Origin of the sequence: Chryseobacterium sp. JM1, from assembly GCF_000737715.1 — a bacterium.
GTDB lineage: Bacteria > Bacteroidota > Bacteroidia > Flavobacteriales > Weeksellaceae > Chryseobacterium.
The window spans coordinates 1-23,987 of record NZ_JPRN01000014.1 but is presented as its reverse complement, the minus strand read 5'-3'; the positions used below and the strand labels follow the sequence as shown (position 1 = coordinate 23,987).

At 38.0% G+C, this 23,987-nt stretch carries 15 protein-coding genes and 1 rRNA gene; 7 read left to right on the top strand and 9 right to left on the bottom strand.

Annotated features, from left to right (window positions below; all coding sequences use genetic code 11):
- Positions 1-146: 146 nt before the first annotated feature.
- On the bottom strand, positions 147-2,288 hold the full coding sequence (locus IW22_RS19205) for a S9 family peptidase (protein WP_034729883.1): 2,142 nt from the start codon (positions 2,286-2,288) through the stop codon (positions 147-149).
- 604 nt (positions 2,289-2,892) lie between these two features.
- Here IW22_RS19205 and IW22_RS19200 point away from each other — a divergent pair.
- The 3 genes from IW22_RS19200 (at position 2,893) to IW22_RS19190 (ending at position 5,852) form a co-directional block, all read left to right on the top strand.
- Positions 2,893-3,405 (top strand): YceI family protein, encoded by a 513-nt coding sequence (locus IW22_RS19200; RefSeq protein WP_034729881.1) that lies wholly within the window; start codon positions 2,893-2,895, stop codon positions 3,403-3,405.
- Between the two features lie 159 nt (positions 3,406-3,564).
- Complete coding sequence (ygiD, locus tag IW22_RS19195; RefSeq protein ID WP_034729877.1) at positions 3,565-4,392, top strand: 4,5-DOPA dioxygenase extradiol; 828 nt, start codon at positions 3,565-3,567, stop codon at positions 4,390-4,392.
- Positions 4,393-4,682: 290 nt separating this feature from the next.
- Positions 4,683-5,852: a carboxypeptidase-like regulatory domain-containing protein gene (locus IW22_RS19190; RefSeq protein WP_034729872.1), complete on the top strand. Its 1,170-nt coding sequence runs from the start codon at positions 4,683-4,685 to the stop codon at positions 5,850-5,852.
- A gap of 35 nt (positions 5,853-5,887) precedes the next feature.
- On the opposite strand, the gene IW22_RS19185 is transcribed toward IW22_RS19190, so the two are convergent.
- The 3 genes from IW22_RS19185 to hutH all read right to left on the bottom strand — a co-directional run bounded on the left by IW22_RS19185 (position 5,888) and on the right by hutH (position 9,572).
- Positions 5,888-7,381 carry a S8 family peptidase gene (locus IW22_RS19185; RefSeq protein WP_034729870.1) on the bottom strand — a complete coding sequence of 498 codons (1,494 nt, stop codon included), beginning with the start codon at positions 7,379-7,381 and terminating at the stop codon, positions 5,888-5,890.
- Between the two features lie 117 nt (positions 7,382-7,498).
- Entirely contained in the window at positions 7,499-7,945 is a 447-nt protein-coding gene (locus IW22_RS19180) for a GNAT family N-acetyltransferase (protein WP_034729866.1), read from the bottom strand.
- Positions 7,946-8,081: 136 nt separating this feature from the next.
- Positions 8,082-9,572, bottom strand: coding sequence for a histidine ammonia-lyase (gene hutH / locus IW22_RS19175; RefSeq protein WP_034729863.1), 1,491 nt, complete (start codon positions 9,570-9,572; stop codon positions 8,082-8,084).
- 136 nt (positions 9,573-9,708) lie between these two features.
- On the opposite strand from hutH, the gene IW22_RS19170 reads away from it, so the two are divergent.
- Positions 9,709-10,470, top strand: coding sequence for a hypothetical protein (locus IW22_RS19170; protein ID WP_034729860.1), 762 nt, complete (start codon positions 9,709-9,711; stop codon positions 10,468-10,470).
- Between the two features lie 262 nt (positions 10,471-10,732).
- Positions 10,733-12,529, top strand: coding sequence for an excinuclease ABC subunit UvrC (gene uvrC, locus IW22_RS19165; protein WP_034729857.1), 1,797 nt, complete (start codon positions 10,733-10,735; stop codon positions 12,527-12,529).
- A 49-nt stretch (positions 12,530-12,578) separates the two neighbouring features.
- Here the strand turns inward: uvrC and IW22_RS19160 are convergent, their stop codons facing one another.
- The 4 genes from IW22_RS19160 to IW22_RS19145 form a co-directional block, all read right to left on the bottom strand.
- Complete coding sequence (locus tag IW22_RS19160) at positions 12,579-15,455, bottom strand: T9SS type A sorting domain-containing protein (RefSeq protein ID WP_034729855.1); 2,877 nt, start codon at positions 15,453-15,455, stop codon at positions 12,579-12,581.
- A 74-nt stretch (positions 15,456-15,529) separates the two neighbouring features.
- Positions 15,530-16,288, bottom strand: coding sequence for a hypothetical protein (locus tag IW22_RS19155; RefSeq protein ID WP_034729852.1), 759 nt, complete (start codon positions 16,286-16,288; stop codon positions 15,530-15,532).
- A 23-nt stretch (positions 16,289-16,311) separates the two neighbouring features.
- Positions 16,312-17,394: a PorV/PorQ family protein gene (locus IW22_RS19150; protein ID WP_034729849.1), complete on the bottom strand. Its 1,083-nt coding sequence runs from the start codon at positions 17,392-17,394 to the stop codon at positions 16,312-16,314.
- Positions 17,395-17,411: 17 nt separating this feature from the next.
- Positions 17,412-18,296: a DMT family transporter gene (locus IW22_RS19145; protein ID WP_034729844.1), complete on the bottom strand. Its 885-nt coding sequence runs from the start codon at positions 18,294-18,296 to the stop codon at positions 17,412-17,414.
- A gap of 395 nt (positions 18,297-18,691) precedes the next feature.
- Here IW22_RS19145 and IW22_RS19140 point away from each other — a divergent pair, with 395 nt between their 5' ends.
- Both IW22_RS19140 and IW22_RS19135 read left to right on the top strand, forming a co-directional pair.
- On the top strand, positions 18,692-20,320 hold the full coding sequence (locus tag IW22_RS19140; RefSeq protein WP_034729841.1) for an acyl-CoA carboxylase subunit beta: 1,629 nt from the start codon (positions 18,692-18,694) through the stop codon (positions 20,318-20,320).
- Positions 20,321-20,446: 126 nt separating this feature from the next.
- A complete protein-coding gene (locus tag IW22_RS19135) occupies positions 20,447-23,440 on the top strand; it encodes a zinc-dependent metalloprotease (RefSeq protein WP_034729837.1) in 2,994 nt (997 codons plus the stop codon).
- Positions 23,441-23,846: 406 nt separating this feature from the next.
- On the opposite strand, the gene rrf is transcribed toward IW22_RS19135, so the two are convergent.
- Positions 23,847-23,954, bottom strand: a 5S ribosomal RNA gene (rrf, locus tag IW22_RS19130).
- Positions 23,955-23,987: the final 33 nt, after the last annotated feature.

Below are 23,987 nucleotides of genomic sequence, written 5' to 3'. Positions count from 1 at the left end.
AATAAATTGATTTTTTTAAGTTCTTTAAGTATCAAACCTTTTAAAAGCTTAATTTCTTAATGTTTAAAAAAATAAATCTCCAAGAAATTAAAAATACATTCTAATACTAAAAACAAAAAATCCAGCCTTTCGGCTGGATTTTTCTATTATTTCTTCAGGTACTGGTCAAAGTAATCCGTCACTTTCTGCATCAGGTGAACTCTGTCTTTCCCGATCACATTATGCGGATGTCCCGGATAAGCAAAGTAATCCAGCTGAACTCCATTGTCTACTGCAGATTTGATAAATTTAATGGAATGCTGCCATACCACCACATCATCCTGAGCTCCGTGGATCATCAGTAATTTTCCTTTCAGGTTCTGAACTTTATCCAGAAGATTCGCTGCAGCATATCCCTGAGGATTTTCCTGTGGCGTATCCATATATCTTTCTCCGTACATGATTTCGTACATTTTCCAGTCGATTACCGGCCCTCCGGCAACGCCTACTTTAAATACATCCGGCTTGCGAAGCATGAAACTTGTCGTCATAAATCCACCAAAGCTCCATCCGTGGATTCCCATTTTCTGAGCATCTACATAAGGAAGAGATTTTAGGTAGTCTACTCCTTTCATCTGGTCATTCATTTCCGTTGTTCCCAGATTTCTGAAAACAGCCTGCTCAAACTTCATTCCACGGTTGGCAGAACCTCTTCCGTCCATCGTGAAAATAATGTATCCGTTTTGAGCCATATATTCGTACCAAAGGTTTCCTGATGCCGGGAACGTATTCGTTACCAGCTGAAGGTGCGGTCCGTTGTACAGATACACAATCACCGGATATTTTTTGCTTGCATCAAAATCGGTTGGAAGAATGATCTTTCCGTAAAGCGGAGTTCCGTCATCAGCTTTTAATTCTACATTTTTAATTTCAGGTCTCTGATAGTTTTTCAATGTATTTTCTGCCGTCAGGATATTCGTAGATTTTGCCGTACTGGTATTGATAATGTTTATAGATCTTGGAGTACCTGCATTACTGTAAGTATCATACAGATAATTTCCATCGCTGCTTAAAACTCCTGTGTGTACACCGGCTGCATCATCCAGACGCTGCATTTTGAAGTTCGTCCAGTTGATCTTATATAAATGTTTTTCTGTAGGAGTTTCCTTCGTAGAAGTGAAATAGATCTCCTTTTTCTTTTCGTTAAAACCTAAGATATCAGTAACCAGCCAGTCTCCTTTTGTAATCTGGGAAACCAGTCCTTTCTCAAGGCTGTAGTGGAACAGGTGATTGTATCCGGTTCTCTGACTCTGCCAGATGAAGTCTGTATTCGAATTCGGGAAGAACGTAAGCGGATGCTGAGGCTCAACATATTTGTCATTGCTTTCCTCAAATAACGTTTTGATCAGATTTCCTGTAGTGGCATCGTACTGATTCATTTTTACATGATTCTGTCCGCGGTTCAGAACGCCTACAAAGATGTATTTTGAATCCGGGCTCCAGGTAACTGCCGTTAGATACTGATCTTTTTCACCTTCTATTTTAAGGAAAGTGGTTGATTGATTTTTAATATTATAAACACCCAAAGTGACTTCATGAGACTTCTGCCCTGCCATAGGATATTTAATGTTGTGATTCACAGCCGGCGTTACAGACCAATCGATGATCGGATAATCCGCCACCATCGTCTGATCCATTCTGTAGAATGCTACCGCTTCAGAATTGGGAGCAGGGAAAATTCCTGTATCAATTCCGAATTCATTTCTGTGAACTGCTGCCCCGCCGTTGATGATATTTTCATCAGAATCATTGGTTACAGCAATTGTTTTTCCGTTTTTGTTGACAAATAAATTATTCTTTACTGTAAAAGCAAAAGTCTGGTTATCTCCGAACATTTTCACGTTAGAAGCATTTCCTTCTACAGCAGCAGCTGATTTCACTTTCCAGTCGTTTCCGGATTTTTCGATCCAGAACATTTTGTCGTTGGCATTGAAATAACCATTTGAACCGTTTGTAAATTTAATCTGGGGAACCGCTTTCAGTTTAGCATCAGAGAATGATTTGTTCAGTTGCGTCAAAGATACTAAGGTATCCTGCTTATTCGTCTTAAGATCGGTGATCAGATAACCGCCTTTTACTGCCTGGATATAAGATTTACCATCCGCAGCCCATGAAAATTGGGAAATATTTTTCACGGCAAGATTCGTTCTCAGTCCGTTTACTGCCTCCGCCATTGTGAATTTTTGGGTCTGAGCAAATGCAGAACTACCCAAAACCAGCATCAATAAAGAAAATTTATGTAATTTCATTGTATAAAATTGAATCCCTCAAAAATAAGAAATAAAAGTCATCCGTTAATAAATGTTAAATTAAAACATTCATAAAACAGGATTAATGTACTGATAAGAATAAATTCTTAACTTAATAGTAGGAAAAATGAAGGGAAACGGATGTGAATAGTGAATCGTCAATTGTGAATTTTATAGCCTCAATAATTGACATTTCACTTGCGAAGCAAAATTGACATTTCACAGAAAATATTTTGTGAATTGTGAATCGTCAATTGTGAATTTTTCAGCCTCAATAATTGACCTTTCACTTGCGAAGCAAAATTCACCTTTCACAGCAAACATTGTGTCAATCGTGAATCGTCAATCGTGAATTTTTCAATCTCAATAATTGACATTTCACTTGCAAAGCAAAATTCACCTTTCACAGCAAACATTGTGTCAATCGTGAATCGTCAATCGTGAACTTTTCAGCCTCAATAATTGACCTTTCACTTGCGAAGCAAAATTCACCATTGACAGTTCAAATTCACACAAAAAATCATTTCTTATCCTAAATCAATGACCCGTATATGTTCTCTGTCTTAGATTTGCAGTATCAATAACAAACAAAAAATACAATACAATGGCAACAAAATGGAACCTAGACCCAACGCATAGTGAAATTACTTTCAAAGTAAAACACATGATGATTTCTAACATCAAAGGAAACTTCAGAACATTCAATGCTGAAATTGAAGCTGATGATGATACGTTCAAAAACGCTAAAACAACGGCTACGATTCAGACTGATTCTGTATTCACCAATAACACAGACAGAGATAATCACCTAAAATCTGCTGAATTTTTCAATGCAGAAGAATATCCGTCTATCACATTTGAATCTCAGGCTTTAAATGATACCATAACTGGAAACCTTACGGTAAACGGTGTTACAAAACCAATTACTTTAGATGTAGACTTCGGTGGAATCAACGTTGACCCTTGGGGAAATACAAAAGCAGGTTTTTCTTTTGAAGGAAAAATCAACAGAAAAGATTTCGGACTGAACTGGAACGCAGCTCTTGAAGCAGGAGGCGTAATGGTAAGCGAAGACGTAAAAATCGCCGGAGAATTACAGTTTGTAAAACAGGCATAATAAAAACGGAGTTTTTGGCGTAGAAAGGGAGCCACGAAGTGGCGACTTAACCAGGAATAGGATGCCATCCTATTAAACAAAAATTATCCAATTCATAACATAAAAGGTTCAGGGATTTTTCTAAAAGCCTTGAACCTTTTTTCTAATTACAACCTCATTATGAACCTCAACGATCTGCAAAACATCAGCAACAATTTTGGAAATACCCAAAGAATGCCCGTTTTATTTCTCGGGCACGGTTCGCCGATGAATGCTATTGAAGAAAACCAGTTTGTACAGGGATTCAGAAAAGCAGCACAGGAAATTCCAAAACCTAATGCGATTCTGTGTATTTCCGCACACTGGTACACGCAGGGAACTTATGTCACTGCGATGGATATGCCGAGAACCATCCACGATTTCGGCGGTTTTCCAAAGGCTTTGTTTGATGTGCAGTATCCTGCTCCGGGAAGCCCGGAACTGGCCAAAGAAACAGTTGAACTTTTAGCTCCGGCTTTGGTAGAAGAAGATCATAACTGGGGACTTGATCACGGCGCATGGTCGGTAATTAAACATATGTACCCGGATGCTGATATTCCAGTGATCCAGCTGAGCATTGATTATACAAAACCTCCTCAATATCATTTTGACCTGGCCCAAAAGCTGAATAAGCTTCGTGAAAAAGGCATTCTGATCATCGGAAGCGGAAATATTGTACACAACCTCCGTCTGATCGACTGGAAAAACATTGATACAGTAGGTGCCGGCTGGGATTGGGCAATAGAAGCAAGAGAAAAGACCAATAACTGGCTTCTGGACGGAAATTTCCAGAATATCATAGACTATCAGAAACAGGGAACATTCCTTCAGTATGCTGTTCCTACACCGGATCATTACCTTCCGTTGATCTATTCATTAGGCTTAAAAGATAAAGCGGAGAATCTGTCTTTATTTAATGATGAACTAATCGGTGGGTCTCTAAGTATGACGAGTGTAAGGATAGGATAAACCTGTATTAAACTGAGTTCGGGATAGAAATTAAGAGTAAAAGGTTGAAAGCTGGAGGATGGAAGTTACTGTCGGGCAGTAAGTATTTAACAATTTCTTTTAAATGTATTGAAGTAGTTTTAAAAGATTAATAAAAACAGGCTGTATTTCAGTCTTTGGACTTCAATAACTTCCCTCTCCGAGCTTCTGACTTCCTTCCATACTGATAAAAACGGAAATGTAATATCCCGAAATCACGTTGTTTTTAAGAGTCTTTTTTTATCACTAGAAATTTAGTAATATTGTTTACCATGAAAAAAACGATATTACTATTTTTGTTTATACTCCCTCTGTATTTTGTAAGCGGTCAGATTATTAAAGGCCGTGTAGTCAGTGATACCGGCAATCTCATTCCCGGCGTAAATATTTATATTGACGGAACCAAAACAGCAACAGTTTCAAAAGAAGACGGAACCTTCAGTCTTAGTATTTCCTCTGCCAATCTGGGAAATGTTGTTTTTCAGAAGGACGATTTTGAAACTTTTACGACACCCGCTTCGGAGGTTATCAATAAAAATCTGAAAGTGGTTCTGACAAAAACCACTGCTATTGAAGAAATCAGGCTGGTTCCCTATACTCCGGAAGCTTATAGAAGTTATATCAATTATTTTCTGGAAACTTTTATCGGCAGTGACCGCGAGCACGTAACAATCAAAAACCAAAAGTCGCTAAAGTTTTCCTACGACAAAAAGAATAAGTTCCTGAAAGTAAAAGCTCCGAATACTTTAATCATAGAAAATAAAAATCTGGGATATGAGATTCAGTACAGTCTGATCAACTATTCGTCAGACTTTAATACCCATATGGTTAATTATACAGGAACAAGTTTTTTCAAAGAAACAAAGAGCTCCGATAAAATCAAACTTAACCGGATGAATGCTTACGATGGAAGTCAGCTTCATTTTTTCAGAAGCATTTACAATAATCAAGTCCCAGAAGAAAAGTTTATTGTGAATCATGTGGTAAAAGTTCCCAATCCGAAATATCCAACGGAAGAAGAACTGAAAATCCTTGATGATTTTAAGCAGATTGTAAAAAGTTCGGCAATGCTGAAAATACCCGAAAACATAAGTGATATTTCCCAAAGGAAAAACAACCAGAAACCTTATGCACTTGCCATTGTAAAAACACAGATCCCTGATTCTGCATACGTGGAAAGAAAAGATGGGAAGGTGCTGTTCAGTTTTAAAGATATGCTGCAGGTGAACTATCAGAAATATTTTTACGGAATTAAAGGAAAAGAATTTACTAAAGAGGGATTACCCATTACATTGTCTTCCTATCTGCATCCCGAAGGCGAAGTCTTTGAGGTAACAAAAGAAGGGAATATCACCAATCCGGACCTGCTCATCAACGAAGGTGATTTTACAAAAAATAAAATTGAAAACCTGCTTCCGTTAGATTATCAGCTGGGAGACTGAGATATTCCCTTCGAAATTTTTTATTAAAATGGAACTTATTGTACTGCTTTCAGAACATTGATGTTTCCGTACCCGTAGCTTGAATTAACCGTAGGATAATACGTAGCAGACTGTCTCATTTTATTCAGTACCTGATCTCTCGTCCATGATGGGTTTTTAGACCAGACAAGAGCTGCAATACCAGCCGTAGCTGCTGTTGCCACTGATGAACCGCCTACATAATCAGACTGATTGTTATAATAACTTAAAACAGGAACTGTATTTCCATTAGCTCTTTCCATCTGGAATGTAAAATCGATCTGACTTCCGGAATGGCACACATCACATTTCTGATTAGATGTTCCTTCCTTTACACCGGTTACAGCCTGTGTTTCGGACATACTTGCAGGAAAAATAACTCCAACAAAATTAGTAAAGCTCGTAGAAGTTCCTCCTGCACAGAAGATTAGCTTTCCTTTAGAATAAGCATATTTTACCCCGTCTTCAATTTTTCCGACAGAGAAAATATGTCCCATCGACATTGAAATAATCTTCACACTGGTATTATTGGCCAGATCTGTAAATGCTGTTTTCACCCCATTCTGCTCGCTGGAAGTTTCCAGTACCACATTGGAAGCCGCACGGTAAGTGATCAGATTGGCATTGTAAGCCACACCTACAGGAAGTCCTGCATTATTTTTCGGGGCTGCCATTACAGAAGCCATTTTTGTCCCGTGGCCGCACTGATCTGCCGGTCCGTCTGTAGTAGAACCATTTACATATGATCCGAACTTGCTGATCGTTCTTCCGGAAGAAGCTCCTGTATTAAAACTGCTTCCCAGTAAGGTCTGTTCCGGTGAAACTCCTGTATCGATAAGGCCTATCGTAACTCCGGCTCCTGTGCTGTGACTCCATGCGTTAGGAATATTATGTTGGGTAAAAGACCACGGCACTTTAGCATTCGGTGTTGTAGTAGTATAATCTGCAGCACTTAAAGCAGTAGATTCAAAGCCGCATCCTGAAGAAGAACCGCTGGATTTTGCATTGGGATTAAGCCCGTTTTCTATTGCAAAATAATGATAGTCTCCCGGTTCTACATACCTGATGGTTTTCATCTTTCTCAGGGCTGTGATCGTTTCCTCTTTTTCTACGATGACATCAATCTGATTAAGATACTGATCTGAAGCCATCAGAAATCTTTCCTGACCTGCATTTTCATATTTTTTGATCAGATCCAGAACTTCAGCTTCCATGGTTTTACTGTCTGCAGAAAGGCTTCTGTCAAAATCATCCTTTGAAGACCCGAATCCGATGGACACCATCCTGTTTCCTCTGAAAATGGCGCTCCAAAGCAAATGATCGGAAGCATTTTTCCAGTTGAAAGACCCGGTGTTTTTGATCGAGCTGTTAATTTCTGCGTTGATCTGTTTTCCCGTTAAAGGATCTTTCTGAACATTTTCAATGGTGGGATTTTCATTTTGAAGTTGGTCGCTGGTACATGAATTCATGACAAAAAAAAATGCCAGTAGGTAAAATACACTTTTTCTCATAGTTTTAATTGTATGGTTTGGACTCCCAATATAACACTTTGATGGGAATTAAAAGCTTAGAAAAAATGAATTTACTATTACAAGAATATGAATCCTTACCGTGAGGCTTTGAACAATTTATAATATTTTATCATAACAGACACTTTTATCCACACCAATATACGGTCCATAGTTAGGAATTCTGCAATACCCGCTTTTCTTGTAGACGGAAAGGGCTTCATTCTGTTCAAGTGAGCTTTCCAGAATGGCTTTTGCATACCCTGATTCTCTGGCCCAGGATTCCAGTTCCTGTACAATAGCTGTGGCCAGACCTCTTTTCCTGAAATCCGGATGAGTGTACATCCTTTTGATCTCTACCGTATCTTCAGAAAACTTTTTGAAAGCTCCGCATGCCGCCGGCTTTTCATCAATATAGATCACAATACAGTTTTTGATATTGTCAATTTTATTAAACTGGTCATAGAATGAATGCTCATCTCCATTACGGATGGCAAGATCTGCATCGAGAAGTTTAACTAAATTCTGAAAATCTATGTGGGAGGAATCTGTTCTTGTGGTAGTCATTTTTTTGGATTTAAAAATTTAATTGATTTAAAGATTTAAAAATTGGGGTGTAATACAAAAGCTTCCCCGGTGAGAGGAAGCTTGGGATTTATTTATTTTTTAGGAGTGATGGCTATCACTGCTTTTGGCTTTTTTATTAAACTTCTACCTTGAATTTTCTTTCATTGATAAGCTCTGCAATCGCCAGCATATCTTTTCCGATCAGTCTGTCATCTTCCAGCTTCTTCACTTTTGTGCGGATAATAGTAAAGTTTTCTTCAATGATCTTTGAACATTTGGAAGGTCTTCTGAATTCTAATCCCTGAGCTGCAAACATCAATTCCACAGATAAGATATTCACCAGATTTCCTAAAACCTGATTGAATTTTCTACCGGAAATACTTCCCATAGAAACGTGGTCTTCCTGTCCTAAACTTGTAGGAATAGAATCTGCCGATGCCGGGAAACACAATGTTTTATTTTCCGTCACCAAAGCCGCAGAAGTATATTGAGGAATCATAAATCCTGAATTCAGTCCTGAGCTTTCCGTCAATAATCTTGGAAGTCCGTATTTTCCTTCTAACAGTAAATAACTTCTTCTGTCTGAAATATTTCCTAATTCAGCAGCAGCCAGTGTAGCATAATCCAATGGAAGTGCCATCAGCTGTCCGTGGAAGTTTCCTCCGGAAATAGATTCTTCGGCGCTTAAAACAATTGGGTTGTCTGTTACAGAATTCAGTTCTGTTTCAGCCATCAGCTTAAGGTGTTCAAAAGCATTTCTGCTGGCACCATGAACCTGAGGAACACATCTCATGGAATAAGGATCCTGCACTCTTTCGCATTCTTCATGCGCTTTCATGTTTTCAGAACCTTTTAAAAACTTAACCATTCTCGCCGCCACTTTTTTACTTCCCTCGAAAGGTCTGATCTCGTGAAGTTCTTTTTTGAACGGGCTTTCAGAGCCTCTGTACGCTTCAATACTCATAGCCGCGGTCATATCAGCCAGGTTCAGTAAATATTCAAATTTCTCCAAACCTTTAATCGCGTGAGCCAAAATAAACTGGGTTCCGTTGATCAGTCCCAAACCTTCTTTCGGGCCTAATACCAACGGTTCAAGACCATGTCTTTCTAAAACTTCAAGGGTTTCGAAAACCTCATCTCCTTCCCAAACCTGTCCTAATCCAAGCAATGGAAGCACAAGGTGAGCAAGAGGAGCTAAATCTCCGGATGCCCCTACAGAACCTTGCTCCGGAACAACCGGAATAATATCTTTTTCAAGCATCAGGATCAGTCTTTCGATCACTTCAAGAGAAACTCCTGAAAAACCTTTAGACAAAGCATGAACTTTGGCAATGATCATGATTTTGGAAAACTCCTTATTGATAGGCTTTCCAACACCTACTGCATGGGAAATAATAAGGTTATACTGCAGCTGGGCAGTTTCGTCAGCAGATATTTTAGTATCGCAAAGGGGGCCGAAACCCGTATTGATCCCATAGACACATCTATCGGATTCTACTATTTTCTGAACGTTTTTCTGAGATTTTAGGATCTGTTCTTTGGCTACTTTATTAAGTTTAGCTTTATTGGGTTTTTTACAGATTTCCAGAACATCATGGAAAGTGAAAACATCTACACCGTATATCATTTCTAAAAATTTCCTTAAAATTACGCATTTAACGATAATTGTAAAAGCTAAATTTCACAGTCTTATATTTTTCTGACAATACGTCAATTAATTTCCTATTTTTACCGCCAAAATTAAAAACAATTATCAATAACTTATGAAACTTAAAACTCTACTGCTTACGTTATGTCTTGCAGGTACAGCCACTTTCGCCCAGAAAGTAAAATACTCCAAAGAAGACATCAAAAAAATGGAAACTTATCTCTTCAACGAGGGCTTCAATACACCATCTCCTAAGAAAACATCAACCATTGTTTTAAAAGACGGAAGCTCTCATAAAGGTTTCTGTGGCAAGATTGAAACAAAAAAAGGACAGATTTATGAAGTTTCTTTGAAAGACAGCATCACGAAAAAGAATGAAGTCTTTAATGCTGAACAGATCAACGAGATGTATGTATACCCTACCAATGCTGAAAAAATAGCAAAAGTTGGAAAGTATATGGGAAACATCAGAAATTTCGGCACCAAAAAACTGACGAAGAATACAGCGGGTGGCAGAATACATTTCGTCAATCAAACCGTTTCCCTGAAAAACAAAAAAGATGATAAGGAATTCCTTATGCAGCTGATCAACCCTGACTTCAGTGATATCATTTCTGTCTATCATGATCCTAGAGCTAAAGAAACCGGAGGTTTTTCTATGATGGGTTCTCCTCAGCTTGGTGGTGGCGTTATCAAATCTTATTATGTAAAGAAAGGTGATAAGGTGATGTGGCTTCACAAGGATGACTTCGAAGATAATTACGATTTCCTTTTTGGTGATAATGCAGAATTCATGAAGAAATACCCTAAAAACTCTGTTGAGTGGGATTATTTAAGCTTCCTGATCAATGAATACACTGCGATGAGCAACGGATAAAATTTAATTTTAATCTGAGTTTGGGATGAGCAAACTAAGAGTCAATCGTGAATTTTGCTTCGCAAGTGAATGGTGAATTTTTTGAGTAGATATAAGATTTCAGATATTGTAAGACCTGAAACATTCATGTCAAAACTTTCAAACCCTAAAACGCTCCGACTCTCAAACCCGGATCTGATTTACATATACCTCATAAAACTGCAGAAAATTCTGCAGTTTTTTTGTTCTTTTAAATCCCGGATGGATTCCGTAATTTTGTTATATGAATCCTTCTTTAGAATTACAGCTTAAAACTTTACCATCAGAACCAGGCGTTTATCGTTATTATGATAAAAACGATCAATTGCTGTATGTAGGAAAGGCCAAACACTTAAAGAAAAGGGTTCTCTCCTACTTCAACAAAAACCTTCCGGGCTACCGTATTAAAATAATGGTAGGAAAGATTGTCCGTCTGGAAACGACGATCGTTAACAGCGAATACGACGCTCTTTTACTGGAAAATAACCTGATCAAGGAGCACCGTCCTTTTTACAATGTATTGTTGAAGGATGATAAAACCTACCCGTGGATCTGTATTAAAAACGAAAACTTTCCAAGAATCTTTCTCACCAGAAACGTGATCAAAGACGGATCTGAATACTATGGACCTTACGCCAAAGTACGTCCTGCAAAGATTCTACTGGATACCATTAAACATATTTATAAGCTCAGAACCTGTAATCTGAATCTTTCGCCGGCTAAAATAGACGAAGGAAAATATAAAGTCTGCCTGGAATATCATATCAAAAACTGTGAAGGGCCTTGCGAGGATCTGGAAAGCAAAGAAGATTATGATGAAAAGATCGATGCCATCCGTGGAATTATCAAAGGAGATTTCCGGAAAGCAAAGGAATATCTGGTGAATCAGATGATGAAACATGCAGAAAACCTGAAGTTTGAAGAAGCACAGATCATTAAGGAAAGACTGGATATTTTAGAAGATTATCAGGCTAAAAACACAGTGGTGAATCCCAATATTGATGATGTGGATGTATTCGGAATGACCAGTGATGAAACGGCTGCTTATGTGAATTTCTTTAAGATCAGAAACGGAAATATCATCCAGAGTTTTACTACGGAAATCAAAAAAATCCTTGAGGAAACCGATGAAGATATTATGGAAGAAGCGCTCATCGAGATCCGACAAAAGTTCAGCTCGGATTCTAAAGAGGTCCTGCTTCCGTTCCATCTTTCGGTAGAGATTCCGAATGTAAAACTGATTGTTCCCAAAGTAGGCGATAAAAAAAGGATTGTAGAACTGTCCGAGAAAAACGCCAAGGAATACCGTTTGGAAAAATTAAAGCAGGTACAGATTGTAGATCCAGAAAGACATACCAACAGAATCATGGCAGAAATGCAGAAACTGTTGAGAATGCCGGTAGAACCAAGACATATTGAAGGTTTTGATAACTCGAACATTCAGGGAACAAATCCTGTCTCTGCCTGTGTTGTATTTAAAGACGGAAAACCAAGCAAAGCCGACTATAGAATTTTCCATCCGAAAACGGTAGAAGGAGCCAATGACTTTGCTACCATGGAAGAAGTAATTTACAGACGCTATAAAAGACTGCTGGATGAAGGAGAAGATCTTCCGCAGCTGATTCTGATTGACGGTGGAAAAGGCCAGCTTTCTTCTGCTGTAAAAAGTCTGAGGTTATTGGGACTTTACGGTAAAATTACCATTGTAGGGATCGCGAAGAGACTGGAGGAAATATTCTTTCCTGAAGATTCTATTCCTTTGTATCTGGATAAAAAATCAGAAACCTTAAAGATCTTGCAGCGCGTAAGAGATGAAGCTCACCGTTTCGGAGTAAAGCACCACAGAACGAGAAGAAAAAACTCGACCATCAAATCTGAGCTGGAAGAAATTCCGGGTGTGGGTGAAAAAACGATTGAACTGTTACTTTCCAAATTGAAATCCGTTAAACGGATCCGGGAATCAAGTATGGAGACACTGGAAGAGATTCTGGGGAAAAGTAAGGCGAAGGTTATTTACGATTATTTCAATGGTAATTCGTAACCGCATAAAACAAATAAAAAAGGCTCTTTCGAAAGAGCCTTTTTTGTAATTATTTTTTGATGATCTTACCGAGATGTTCTCCTTTATCAGTTTTTATTCTAATGAAATAAATTCCTGAAGAGATATCTGATACATTAATCTTATCAGTAGTGTTTGTGATATTTCTGATCAATTTTCCAGAAGCATCATAGATCTTCACGGTTTGGATCTTACCATCTCCTTTTGCCTTTACTGAGAAATATTCTGTTACAGGATTCGGGTAAATCTGAATATCTGCCGCTGTATTTTTCCCATCGGCTCTACGAATATCGTCAGTAGCCAAATATACCGGCAGGGTATCTGTGATTTCGTACAGCTCACTTCCGTGATTTTTTGTTGCAATAGACAGATATAGTCTTTCGCCGTCAGTTGTTAATTTTTCAATATTTTCATTCGCCAGCAGCTGACTGTCATCATTGGTTACAAAAATATCCATCGGGATTGTATTAGAGGCTGTACCATTGGTTTTCCATACCTTCTTGGAATCCCCATTCAGAAAATACAGATAATTATTGACACAGATCATCTCTTTTACAGACGATAAATTGGAAGATAGACTGAACGTACCACTAGCGGTTCCATCTGTTCTCCAAAGCTGTGTACTATTGTTATTGGTAAAAAATAACTGGTTTCCACATTTTTTAAATTTAGTTTCGCTGAAAAAATTACTGCTTAAGATCTCAGTAGTTCCCGCCACAGTACCATCTGTTGAGTGAAGACCTGAAGGGTAGCCTGTTGTGATATAAAACAATTTATCATTTAAAACTTCAGTTTCTCTGGAAATATTACCACCACCAGAAGGTATCGTATAATCTTTTAATAAAACTGCAGAAGCCTGATCTCCATCTGAAGCCCATAGTTCATTTTGGGCATAGCTTGAGTTATTTTCTTTTCTTTTTGTGAAGAAAAGTTTGTTATTAAAACTCTTTAATACCTTGATATCTCCATCATCTCCACTCTGATAATTAAACTGAATGGCTTTTGAAGTTCCCGCAGAAGTACCGTCAGATTTCCAGATTCCCAGTTTTCCATTTTCTTTGGCTACAAAATAGGCAAAACCATTCAGAACCGCTGTCTGAGAATCTGTGTTATACATGCTTCCCATATCATCCGTTGAAATATCTTTTACCAGTACTGCAGTATCGGAAGTATTATCAATTTTCCAGAGCTCAGTTCCCAGTACGTTGTTGTATCCGGAAAACAACAGGGTATTGTCATTCAGACTGACAAAAAAAGATTGATCATAGGTTGACGTTCCGGGAGAGGTAGATACTTCCACTGAATTGGCTGCTGTACCGTCTGTTCTGTACAATCCATTCATTGGGTTCGGGCTACCGTTTTTGGTATACAGATAGTTTCCTACTTTAAAAAATGTATCTTCAGGTCTGGAAAACATTCCTACAAATGAAGATCCTCCAAAGCTGGAAAGTCTTTCAAGCTGGGTCGTATTTTTGTTTCTTTTATACAACTGATTATTATACTGGCGATCTGCAGCAACAAAGATGAGTTCATTATTCAGAACGCCGAAAGAATGCGGGGCAGAATTTTCAAACCTGCTGATATCAGAAGCTAAAGCAGAATTCTGAGAAACCGGATCTACAGAGAAGAGTTCCGTTCCATTTTTTGGATTATTTCCCGTGAGATAAATCTTAGAATTCAGATCTACAAAGCTGTTGTTATAAGGCATCCCAATATCTGTAATTTCAAATGTCTGAGATGAGTTTCCGTTCGTTACCCAATATCTGTTTCCATAATTAGGTTTCGTAAGAATCAGATGCTTACCATCTGAACTTTTGCCGTACAGCTCAGTTTCAGGTGGTGTATTGAATACAACAGTTCCAGCTTCAGTACCGTCTGTTTCCCAGATATAGTCTCCATAAGCCGGGCTTACTCCATTACTATTGCTGTCAAAATATATTTTATTGTTAAGTCTGATAAATTTGCTGTTCGCCATGGAACTTGTATTTCCCGGCATTATATTTTTAAGCATCTTCGTTCCGGCAGCGGTTCCATCGGAGATCCAGGGTTCCATTCCTCCTGCATCAGGATCAAATCCTTCAAATACGAAATAATTATCTGCCGCAACTCCGTTTAAGCGAGGTGCTCGTAATGGTTTTACAGGAACTGTTCCGGCTTCTGTTCCATCACTGGCATAAAGTGCATATCCAGTTCCCAGATTAGCTATAAAGTAAAATTTACTGTTAAGAAGCAATATATTAAAGTCTCCTGAAATACTGCTTCCCGTATTAGGAGCAATATCTTTAAGTAAAACAGTCCCGGCTAAAGTTCCATCCGACTTCCAAATCTCTTTTCCATGAACTCCGTCATCGGCAGCCAGTATCAGTTCGCTATTAAATGAATACATTTTTACGTCTCCGGAATACACAAAAGTCTTCACTTTCAGCAGATCCTTTGATAGGGTATCATACGACCACAATTCATTTTGGACATAATAGAAAATTTTATTTCCGGCTACAACGAGATTCCCGATAGAATAGTCTGAAATGAGGTCTTTTTCTTTTTCCGTTCCAGCTGCAGTTCCATCCGTTACCCAGATCTGATTCCCTGAAAAACTTTGCTTCGCCAGAAAATATATTTTGTCATTTACTTTTACAAAAGACGGGGAACCGGACATACCACTGTTGTGACCCGGAAAAATATCTTTCAGCAGTGAAGATTTTTGAGTCACAGAATTAAAGCTCCACAATTCTGTTCCTTCATCACTGAATCTTGTAGCTGGAAAAATGATGAAATCATTCAGTTTAATTAAATCACCGGGGGTGCTGGAGGAACCGAAATTAATTTCATGCAGTTTGGCATTAAAAACATTTTGTGCACTGGAGTATACCGACAGCGCTACCAATAAGGAAACATAAATCTTTTTCATAGATAATAAAATTAATCCTTAACTCATTCTTACGTTTGAATTAAGGATAATATATGGTTTATTTAAATGTATTTTTATTTTGATGAAAATACTTCTTTGGAAAACTCTCCGTTAGCTTGTGGCATATCAATAATGATATTTCCATTTTCAAAATAACCGATGGTATAAGTTCCGTCTGCCAGTTTTACTCTGAAGACCTCTTTTTTTGAAGACGTTTTAAAAACTGCGAACGGTACAGAACTTCCGCTGTCCGCAAGAATAAACTGACTATTGTCTACCTGTATTTTCTGAAGGTTCCACTTCCCGTTTGAATACTTCCCTGATTTATTTTCTGAAACAGGTGCGGAAGAGACAGGAGTATCATTTTTAACTACAGATGATGTGGCTACTGGTTCTGCTGCTTTTACGGCTAAATTTGTTTCTGAAGGATATGAAACAGGAACAGCTATGACAGCCTGTTTAAGAGCATCCTGAAATCCGTCCTTAAAATCTTTAATATTGGAAGAGCCTTTGGAAGTGAAAATAGCTTTATCATTACAATCCTTCACTTCAATGCGTACTCTGTTCTTTAAAAAATTGCTGTCGTCAAAAACATTAGCGTATGCAACACGGCAAGGATTTTCCCTGATATCAGCCGGCCAGTCTTTGATATTCTGTACAACGCTATATTTTTTATTGGTCAGGCTCTTGGACAATAATGCTTCAAGCCCGTAAGGATCTTTATCAAAATCTTTAAATTTTTCCGGAACGGAAATATATTTATAATCAGAAATCTTCTGCCCAAAAACAGCTGTTACCAGGAAGAAAGATGCCAGTATTGAAATTTTTTTCATTGCTTTTAAATTACATGTCAAAGTTAATCATTTCTGAATGCTCCCATATCCAGCTTAAGAGAGAAAAAATTAGAATAGAAATTAGATCCTCCTATTCCTGAATTGGTGATGGCGTAATCCAGTGTAAGTCCTCTGTATTTTATCCCGATACCTGCGCTCGGCTGGAAAGAAACTTTTCTTTTTAGGTCCTCAATATCTGTGATAGACTGGAATCTGTTTACCCCAAGTCTTACGAAAATCATTTTCTGATAGCCAAGTTCAGCCCCTGCGTAAGGCGTAAGGCTGGCAAAATCTGTAGAAACCAAAGCGGCCGTTTTCGCGAAATCCACGTTAATTCCTGCTTCCGGTAATACATAAAGGCTGCTGTTGATATTGAATATTTTACTTGCCCCAACATTCAGTTTAGGCATGGTAAGCTCCATTTTATCTTTTGGTGCCGGGTTAAATTCTTCTCCGTTTACCACAGTAGAAAGCTCCTTTTGATTGATGCTCCAGAAGTTGACAGTGGTTGTTGCATCACGCAACATACCCCCAAATTTCCATCCGTTGTCTGCTTTATAAATAGCACCGATATCAAAACCAAAACCATAACCGTTGGCAAATTTCCCTACATTTCTATAAACAATCTTAGCATTGACCCCCACATCCAGTTTCGGATTTCCGGCAGGATGAAATGCATAGGAAAGGATGGCGGCATAATCAGACTGGGAAAATTTTGTGATTTTATCATAGTCAATATTCCCCTCTGAATCGATCATCTGTGTAGTGTTCAGGATATTGTCTACCCCTAATCTTACTACAGAAACTCCGAATACACCTTCTTCCAGTACTTTTGCGTAGGCTAAATAATCATATTTTGCAATAGATTCGAAATATTCTGCGTGCATTGCTGCGCCCTGCCAGTCTCTTTCGATAGCCATTAAACCTGCGGGGTTCCACATCGAGGCGTATACGTCGTCCTGATTGGAAATTACAGCTCCACCCATGGCCAGTCCTCTTGCTCCAGCTCCTATATTTAGAAATTCATTGGAGTATTTTCTTATGATCTGAGATTGAGACAGCCCAAACAGCAGTGAAAATGCAAGTAAAAAATATTTCTTCATCATATAAATTTGATGCTTAGTTAAAGTTTTTTTAGTTTTTTAGTTTTTCTGGATTTCATCAATCCATTGACAATGATTGCCAGTATCATAACGCCTGAAGCTCCATAAAATACTGGACTCATTTCTTCTGATTCCCCAAAGATAAAAAAAGCTAGTATAATTCCGTAAACAGGTTCTAAATTAACTGTTAAAATTAGAGTAAACGGCGAAATATACTTCATCAGGTTTACAGATTCCAACATTGGAAACGCCGTAAAAACACTGGCCAACAAGCATATTAACGCCAGATCTCTGTAGTTTATTTCATCCATGTGAAAAATCTGCCCTGTCCCCATATAAAATAGAGCAAGAACCAGCCATCCACAGAAGATTTCATAAAATATAATATTTCCGGAACTCGTTTTTCCAAACATCTTCCCGTTAAAAACAGAAAAGATGGTCCCGAATATGGCACAGAGGATCCCATAGATGATCCCTTCTTTAAAATGAAACTCTGTTTTAAAGATCAGTAAAATACAGGCAACAATCACGACACCCATGATGACTTCTGATATATCGATCTTCCTTTTAAAAATAATGGGTTCAAGTATTGAAGCAAATAAGGTAGAAAGAGAAAGGCAGCTTAATGCGATGGAAACATTCGAAACTTTAATGGAATAAAAAAAGCAGTACCAGTGAAGCGCCATGGCACACCCGATACCTGCCAGCTGAAAAAAGATCTTCTTCGATACTTTTATACTCTCTTTTTTATAGATCCTGATAAATATAAATAGGAATATGGCCGCAAACAGCATCCTGTAAAATACGAGAATCTGAGCATTGGCATGAATCAGTTTTCCCAAAATTGCAGTAAACCCCCACAAAAAAACAATCAAGTGCAACCTGAAAAGTGCTAATTTTTGCATATCCTAACTTCTATAAATTTTTAACAGGCAAATTTACAAATAGCATTTAGAAATAGTGCTAAAAAGATAAGTTTAGTGAAATAAAAAGCAGAAAATGTGAAATTCTGCTCATCTATTTATTATGGGGACGTAAAAAAACCCTGAAAATTTGTTCAACGTTCAGGGCCTTCAAATAATAAACTATTAAAAAAATAAACTAGGAACTTAGAGTATTTAGCAGGGAATATCATCCCTTTAACTCTGTAGTAAAGTTAGAAAAAATATCAGTAATTTAAAAATAATTTTTTGTTAAAAATTTCACAAATTTCTGAGAACCAATATATTAAACACTTGTTTTACTTCAGTGTGTATTCTTTATAAAAATAGTATCTTTAGGCGTAAAAAATTGAAATTTTATGGACCTTGAATTCAACAAGCGGGAAGATCAAAATAGATTAAAATTATCCGATCTCAATCAATTGCTCGCTGAAATAAAAAAAGGAGGCGGTGAAAAGAGGCTTCAAAAGCTTCGCGACGAAGGAAAAATAACAGCAAGAGAAAGAGTGGAATATCTTCTCGACAAAGGTTCAGATTCCATAGAAATCGGTGCATTTGCTGGCTATGAAATGTATAAAGAACATGGTGGATGCCCAAGCGGAGGAGTTGTGGTCGTGATGGGGTATGTTTCAGGCAGACAGTGTCTGGTTGTGGCGAATGATGCTTCCGTAAAAGCAGGTGCATGGTTCCCGATTACCGGAAAGAAAAACCTGAGAGCCCAGGAAATTGCCATGGAAAACAAACTTCCGATCATTTATCTGGTAGACTCTGCGGGTGTTTATCTTCCTATGCAGGATGAAATTTTCCCTGATAAAGAACATTTCGGACGAATTTTCAGAAATAATGCTAAAATGAGTTCCATGGGGATCATTCAGATCTCTGCGGTGATGGGAAGCTGTGTAGCAGGAGGAGCTTATCTCCCTATTATGAGTGATGAAGCGATGATTGTGGATAAAACAGGTTCTATTTTCCTTGCCGGAAGTTACCTTGTAAAAGCAGCCATCGGTGAAACTATTGATAATGAAACATTGGGAGGCGCTACCACGCACTGTGCTATTTCAGGAGTGACGGATTATAAGGCTAAAGATGACAAAGATGCTTTAGACAGAATCAAAAACATCATGAAATCTCTTGGAAGTACTGAAAAGGCTGGATTCGACAGAATAGAAAGCTTTCCTCCAAAAGAAAACCCTGATAATATTTTCGGTATCGTTCCTGTTTCAAGAGCGGAACAGTATGACACTTACGAGATCATTAAATGTTTAGTTGATAATTCAGAATACGAAGAATATAAACCGGATTACGGTAAAAGCATCATCTGTGCTACCGCAAGAATTGATGGCTGGTCCGTAGGAATTGTAGCCAACCAAAGAAAGCTTGTAAAAAGCGGAAAAGGCGAAATGCAGTTCGGAGGCGTAATTTATTCGGATTCTGCTGATAAATCAACAAGATTTATCGCTAACTGTAACCAGAGAAAGATTCCTTTGGTATTCCTTCAGGATGTTACAGGATTTATGGTAGGGTCGAAATCTGAGCACGGTGGTATTATTAAAGATGGGGCTAAAATGGTGAATGCCGTTTCTAATTCTGTAGTTCCAAAATTCACAATCATTACAGGAAATTCCTACGGAGCCGGAAACTATGCGATGTGCGGTAAAGCTTATGATCCAAGACTGATCGTAGCATGGCCTTGGGCGGATCTTGCTGTAATGGGTGGGTCTCAGGCTGCAAAAGTTCTAGTGCAGATTCAGGAGTCTACCTTGAAAAAACAGGGTAAAGAAATCTCTGAAGAAGAGCACAACGAAATTTTGGATACCATTACCAAAAGATATCAGAAGCAGACAGAAGCTACTTACGCTGCTGCAAGGCTTTGGACGGATGCTATTATCAACCCTACCGATACGAGAAAATGGATTTCTATGGGTATTGAAGCAGCTAATCATTCTCCGATTACGGAAAAATTCAATCTAGGAGTTATCCAGGTATAAAAATATTCACAACATACAAAAACTAAGTTTATTTTTTTAATAAATCTTATAAAACGGCAATATGATAAATAATTCATATTGCCGTTGCTTTTTATTGATTAACTTTATTAAAAGAATCACTTTATTATGAAAATTAAATTAACCTTTTTCCTATTAATTGTTTTTAACATTTTTTGGGGACAGAACATTTCAAAAGAAGCCTCCTTACCAGGCAGCGTTTTCCCTTTTGACTTCCAAAGATTTGATAGCCAGTTTCGGCAAAGCCGATTAAAAAAAGAGAAAATCTCAAAGGTCTGGATCAGCATTCCTGCAGAAAACGGGAAAAGTATAAGATTTAATCTAAGCGAAAACAGTCTTACAGAGCAAAGGCTTAATTCAATCCTTACTTTTGACGGTGTAAGTGAAGATCGCAGTTCTTCTTTAAAACTGTCTGTCTTTAAAGATCACTTTAATGCCATTATTAAAAATGATGAAGGTTATTTTATTGTAGAACCTTACAAAACATCTCCCGGCGAGTACAGGATATACAATGCTTTCTCTCAATTTGATGAAAGATTTACCTGTGGGGTAGAAGAAAATGATGTGATTAAGGAATTAGCAGTAGTTAAACAGTCTTTAAACTCAAAATCAGCGGTCAATTTTCCATTTGGAAACCAGATCAGAAAATTCAGACTGGCGGTTGCTACGACTGGTGAATTTACCCAAGCCTTTGCAGGAAATACAGATGATGCTTTGGCAGAAGCTGTCAATATGGTCAATCTGATTAATAAAATTTATGAATCTGAGGTTTCAGTAACATTCGGTCTTATCGCTGATACGACTAATAAAACTCTGATATTTACTGATCCTGCTACAGATCCATTTACTGTGGATCCTTCTTTTGCCAGTGCAGCCAATTCTCAAACCGGTTTTAATACTTTGAACACCAATACGACCCTTGTTTATAATAAATATGATATAGGGCATACATTCAATATTCTAAGCAGTGGCGGAGCTCAGGGCCAGGCTGGTCCGCAACCGTGTAACAATACTTCAAAATCAAGGGCATGGAGTCAATGGGCTCTGACAATGCCTAAGGGAATTGTTGCCGGATTAATTGCTCATGAAATGGGACACCAATTCTCTGCAGGACATACTTATAATGCCGTTGGAGGAAGTGCTAGTAGTCCTACTTTTTGTACAAGCGGATGGAATGCAGGTGCTGCCATTGAACCCGGTGGAGGATCAACGCTTATGGGATATTCAACTAACTGCTCAACCCCAAATAATCAAACAAATACAGGAAATAATAATCTAAGTTATTTTAATGCAAGAAGTTTAGATCAAATTTTGGCTTATCTGCAAACTCCTGCGAACTGTTATACTATTGTAGCCAGTACCAACCAGGCTCCTTCTGCCAATGCCGGAGTAGATATTACCATCCCGAAAAATACACCGTTTAAATTAAAAGGAATCTCCTCTGACCCTAATGACAGTAACCTATCTTATACCTGGGAACAGGCTGATATAGCTACAGCGAATGATAAAGGAGCATTCGGATCCACAATTACCGGAACAGGTGGCTATACCGCTGTAAACAGTACGACTGCACCATTGTTCCGTTCTGAACAAACGGTTTCCACTACAGAAAGATATTTTCCTAAGATGCAGTTTGTCTTGAATAATCAAAACAATCCACCTACAAATGATGCCGAAGCTCTACCTTTGGTAGCAAGAAATATGAAATTCCGTTTTACCGTAAGAGATAATAATGCAACAAACGGAGGACTGGATTCTGATGAAATCATTGTAACGGTTAGCAACAATGGACCATTAACTGTTTCATATCCGAATGCTACAGGTATTTCCGTAGCCTCAAACACAAATATGAACATTACCTGGGATGTTAATAATACCAATACAATTAAAAGTAATGTTGATATTTTACTATCTATCGATGGAGGAGTATCGTTTCCTTATACATTAGGATCCAATGTTCCGAATAACGGCAGCTACAGCGCTACTATTCCTTATATTCCATCTACCGATAAAGCAAGAGTGAAAGTAGTTGGTGTTATCAATCCTTCTGCTGAATTTTTCGATGTCTCTGACAATAATTTTACCATTACATCGGACTGTGCAGCTTATTCCACTTATATTACTCCACAGACTGCAGCTACAGCTGTTGCGGGTAGTCCGGCATCTAATCTTAATATGATAGCTCCACCAGCGGCAGATGCAGCATATTCTTCTAAAACTTTTGTATATAATGTAGGAACCAGTACAAATAACGTTATTGTATATAGCAGTTCTGCAATGACAGCTCCTGTTTCTGCAAGCAGCAATTCTGTAACCAATACATTTAAATTCAGAGTTACGGAAACCGGTTCATATGTTTTCTCCAAATCATCCGGATTTCTAATTACGTCCGTACATTCTGGAAGTCCTGCTACACTGGCTAACTTTTTAACTTCAAATGCTTATTATAACGGCTCAAATTATACCTCTGTAACATCTGCAAAAGCTGTTGTATTAAATGAAGGAGTTGATTATTACTTTGTGATTTCAAATTTTTCCAATCCAGCGAATGCAACCAGTTATACGCTTACGGCTGCCGGCCCCGGAAGTTTGTATGAGACTGCTACAACACCTGCAGGCTACAGCTACACATTTGTCGCCATTAATAATTCGACTGGTAAAATTCAGGCAGTAAGCCCAACGGCAAACTTCACAACTCTTCCAGCCGGTACTTTTACTGTAAAAGGGATCTCTTATGTCAGTACAGCCAATGTATCAAGCTTTGTTGGAAAAAGTGTCGCTGAACTTGTTGCTTTAAATATATGCTTAAATGAGAGTAAAAATTCCAGAGTACTAACACTTACTTCAAGTTTAGGCACAAAGGAGTATCAGAATGTTAGTGATATCAAAATCGTTCCTAACCCTGTGAAAGATATTCTTTCTGTGATTACTGACAAACAGGTTACTCATTACGAACTATATGATATGTCCGGAAGAAATATGACAGGTAGAGTGAAATATTCAGGAAACATCAGTTTCACAGAATATTCAGCAGGATCTTATGTATTGAGACTTTTCGATAAAGAAGGTCTGATCTATACAACGACTGTTATTAAAAAATAATATTAACTTTTAAATACAATAAGAAGAGATGGTCGAAAGGCCATCTTTTTTGTTCTATATATTAATTAAGCTAAGATTTAACAAGAATTAAAGATCTTCGATCTTTATGAAAACCCTTAGTCTAAGTTTCGGCTAAAGCCTTTGCAATGGATATACAATGCAAGCTAAAAAATCCGGTACACTTCTGTACAGGACTTTGCTTATGGCTTATGGCAAATGTAAAGATAAATGATGATTGATGAAAGATGATTGATATTCTGTAGTAGTAGTAGTAGTAGTTTCTGCTCCCTCATTACTCATTACTCATTACTCATTACTTATGTTTGGTTTGGGTATTGGTTGGTATTGGTATAGTTATAAAACAAAAAAAAGTCTCACACATTGCTGTATGAGACTTTTAAATAAAAACTGGCGGCGGCCTACTCTCCCGCTTTCGCAGTACCATCGGCGCTGGTGGGCTTAACTTCTGTGTTCGGAATGGGAACAGGTGAGCCCCACCGCTAAAACCACCCTAAAGAAGGTATATATTGTAGAATGTCGGATGTAT

What these genes read in the sequence shown, in the direction of transcription:
- IW22_RS19205 (WP_034729883.1), bottom strand. Translation starts at nt 2,288, where the DNA reads ATGAAATTACATAAATTTTCTTTATTGATGCTGGTTTTGGGTAGTTCT.
- IW22_RS19200 (WP_034729881.1), top strand. Translation starts at nt 2,893, where the DNA reads ATGGCAACAAAATGGAACCTAGACCCAACGCATAGTGAAATTACTTTC.
- ygiD (WP_034729877.1), top strand. Translation starts at nt 3,565, where the DNA reads ATGAACCTCAACGATCTGCAAAACATCAGCAACAATTTTGGAAATACC.
- IW22_RS19190 (WP_034729872.1), top strand. Translation starts at nt 4,683, where the DNA reads ATGAAAAAAACGATATTACTATTTTTGTTTATACTCCCTCTGTATTTT.
- IW22_RS19185 (WP_034729870.1), bottom strand. Translation starts at nt 7,381, where the DNA reads ATGAGAAAAAGTGTATTTTACCTACTGGCATTTTTTTTTGTCATGAAT.
- IW22_RS19180 (WP_034729866.1), bottom strand. Translation starts at nt 7,945, where the DNA reads ATGACTACCACAAGAACAGATTCCTCCCACATAGATTTTCAGAATTTA.
- hutH (WP_034729863.1), bottom strand. Translation starts at nt 9,572, where the DNA reads ATGATATACGGTGTAGATGTTTTCACTTTCCATGATGTTCTGGAAATC.
- IW22_RS19170 (WP_034729860.1), top strand. Translation starts at nt 9,709, where the DNA reads ATGAAACTTAAAACTCTACTGCTTACGTTATGTCTTGCAGGTACAGCC.
- uvrC (WP_034729857.1), top strand. Translation starts at nt 10,733, where the DNA reads ATGAATCCTTCTTTAGAATTACAGCTTAAAACTTTACCATCAGAACCA.
- IW22_RS19160 (WP_034729855.1), bottom strand. Translation starts at nt 15,455, where the DNA reads ATGAAAAAGATTTATGTTTCCTTATTGGTAGCGCTGTCGGTATACTCC.
- IW22_RS19155 (WP_034729852.1), bottom strand. Translation starts at nt 16,288, where the DNA reads ATGAAAAAAATTTCAATACTGGCATCTTTCTTCCTGGTAACAGCTGTT.
- IW22_RS19150 (WP_034729849.1), bottom strand. Translation starts at nt 17,394, where the DNA reads ATGATGAAGAAATATTTTTTACTTGCATTTTCACTGCTGTTTGGGCTG.
- IW22_RS19145 (WP_034729844.1), bottom strand. Translation starts at nt 18,296, where the DNA reads ATGCAAAAATTAGCACTTTTCAGGTTGCACTTGATTGTTTTTTTGTGG.
- IW22_RS19140 (WP_034729841.1), top strand. Translation starts at nt 18,692, where the DNA reads ATGGACCTTGAATTCAACAAGCGGGAAGATCAAAATAGATTAAAATTA.
- IW22_RS19135 (WP_034729837.1), top strand. Translation starts at nt 20,447, where the DNA reads ATGAAAATTAAATTAACCTTTTTCCTATTAATTGTTTTTAACATTTTT.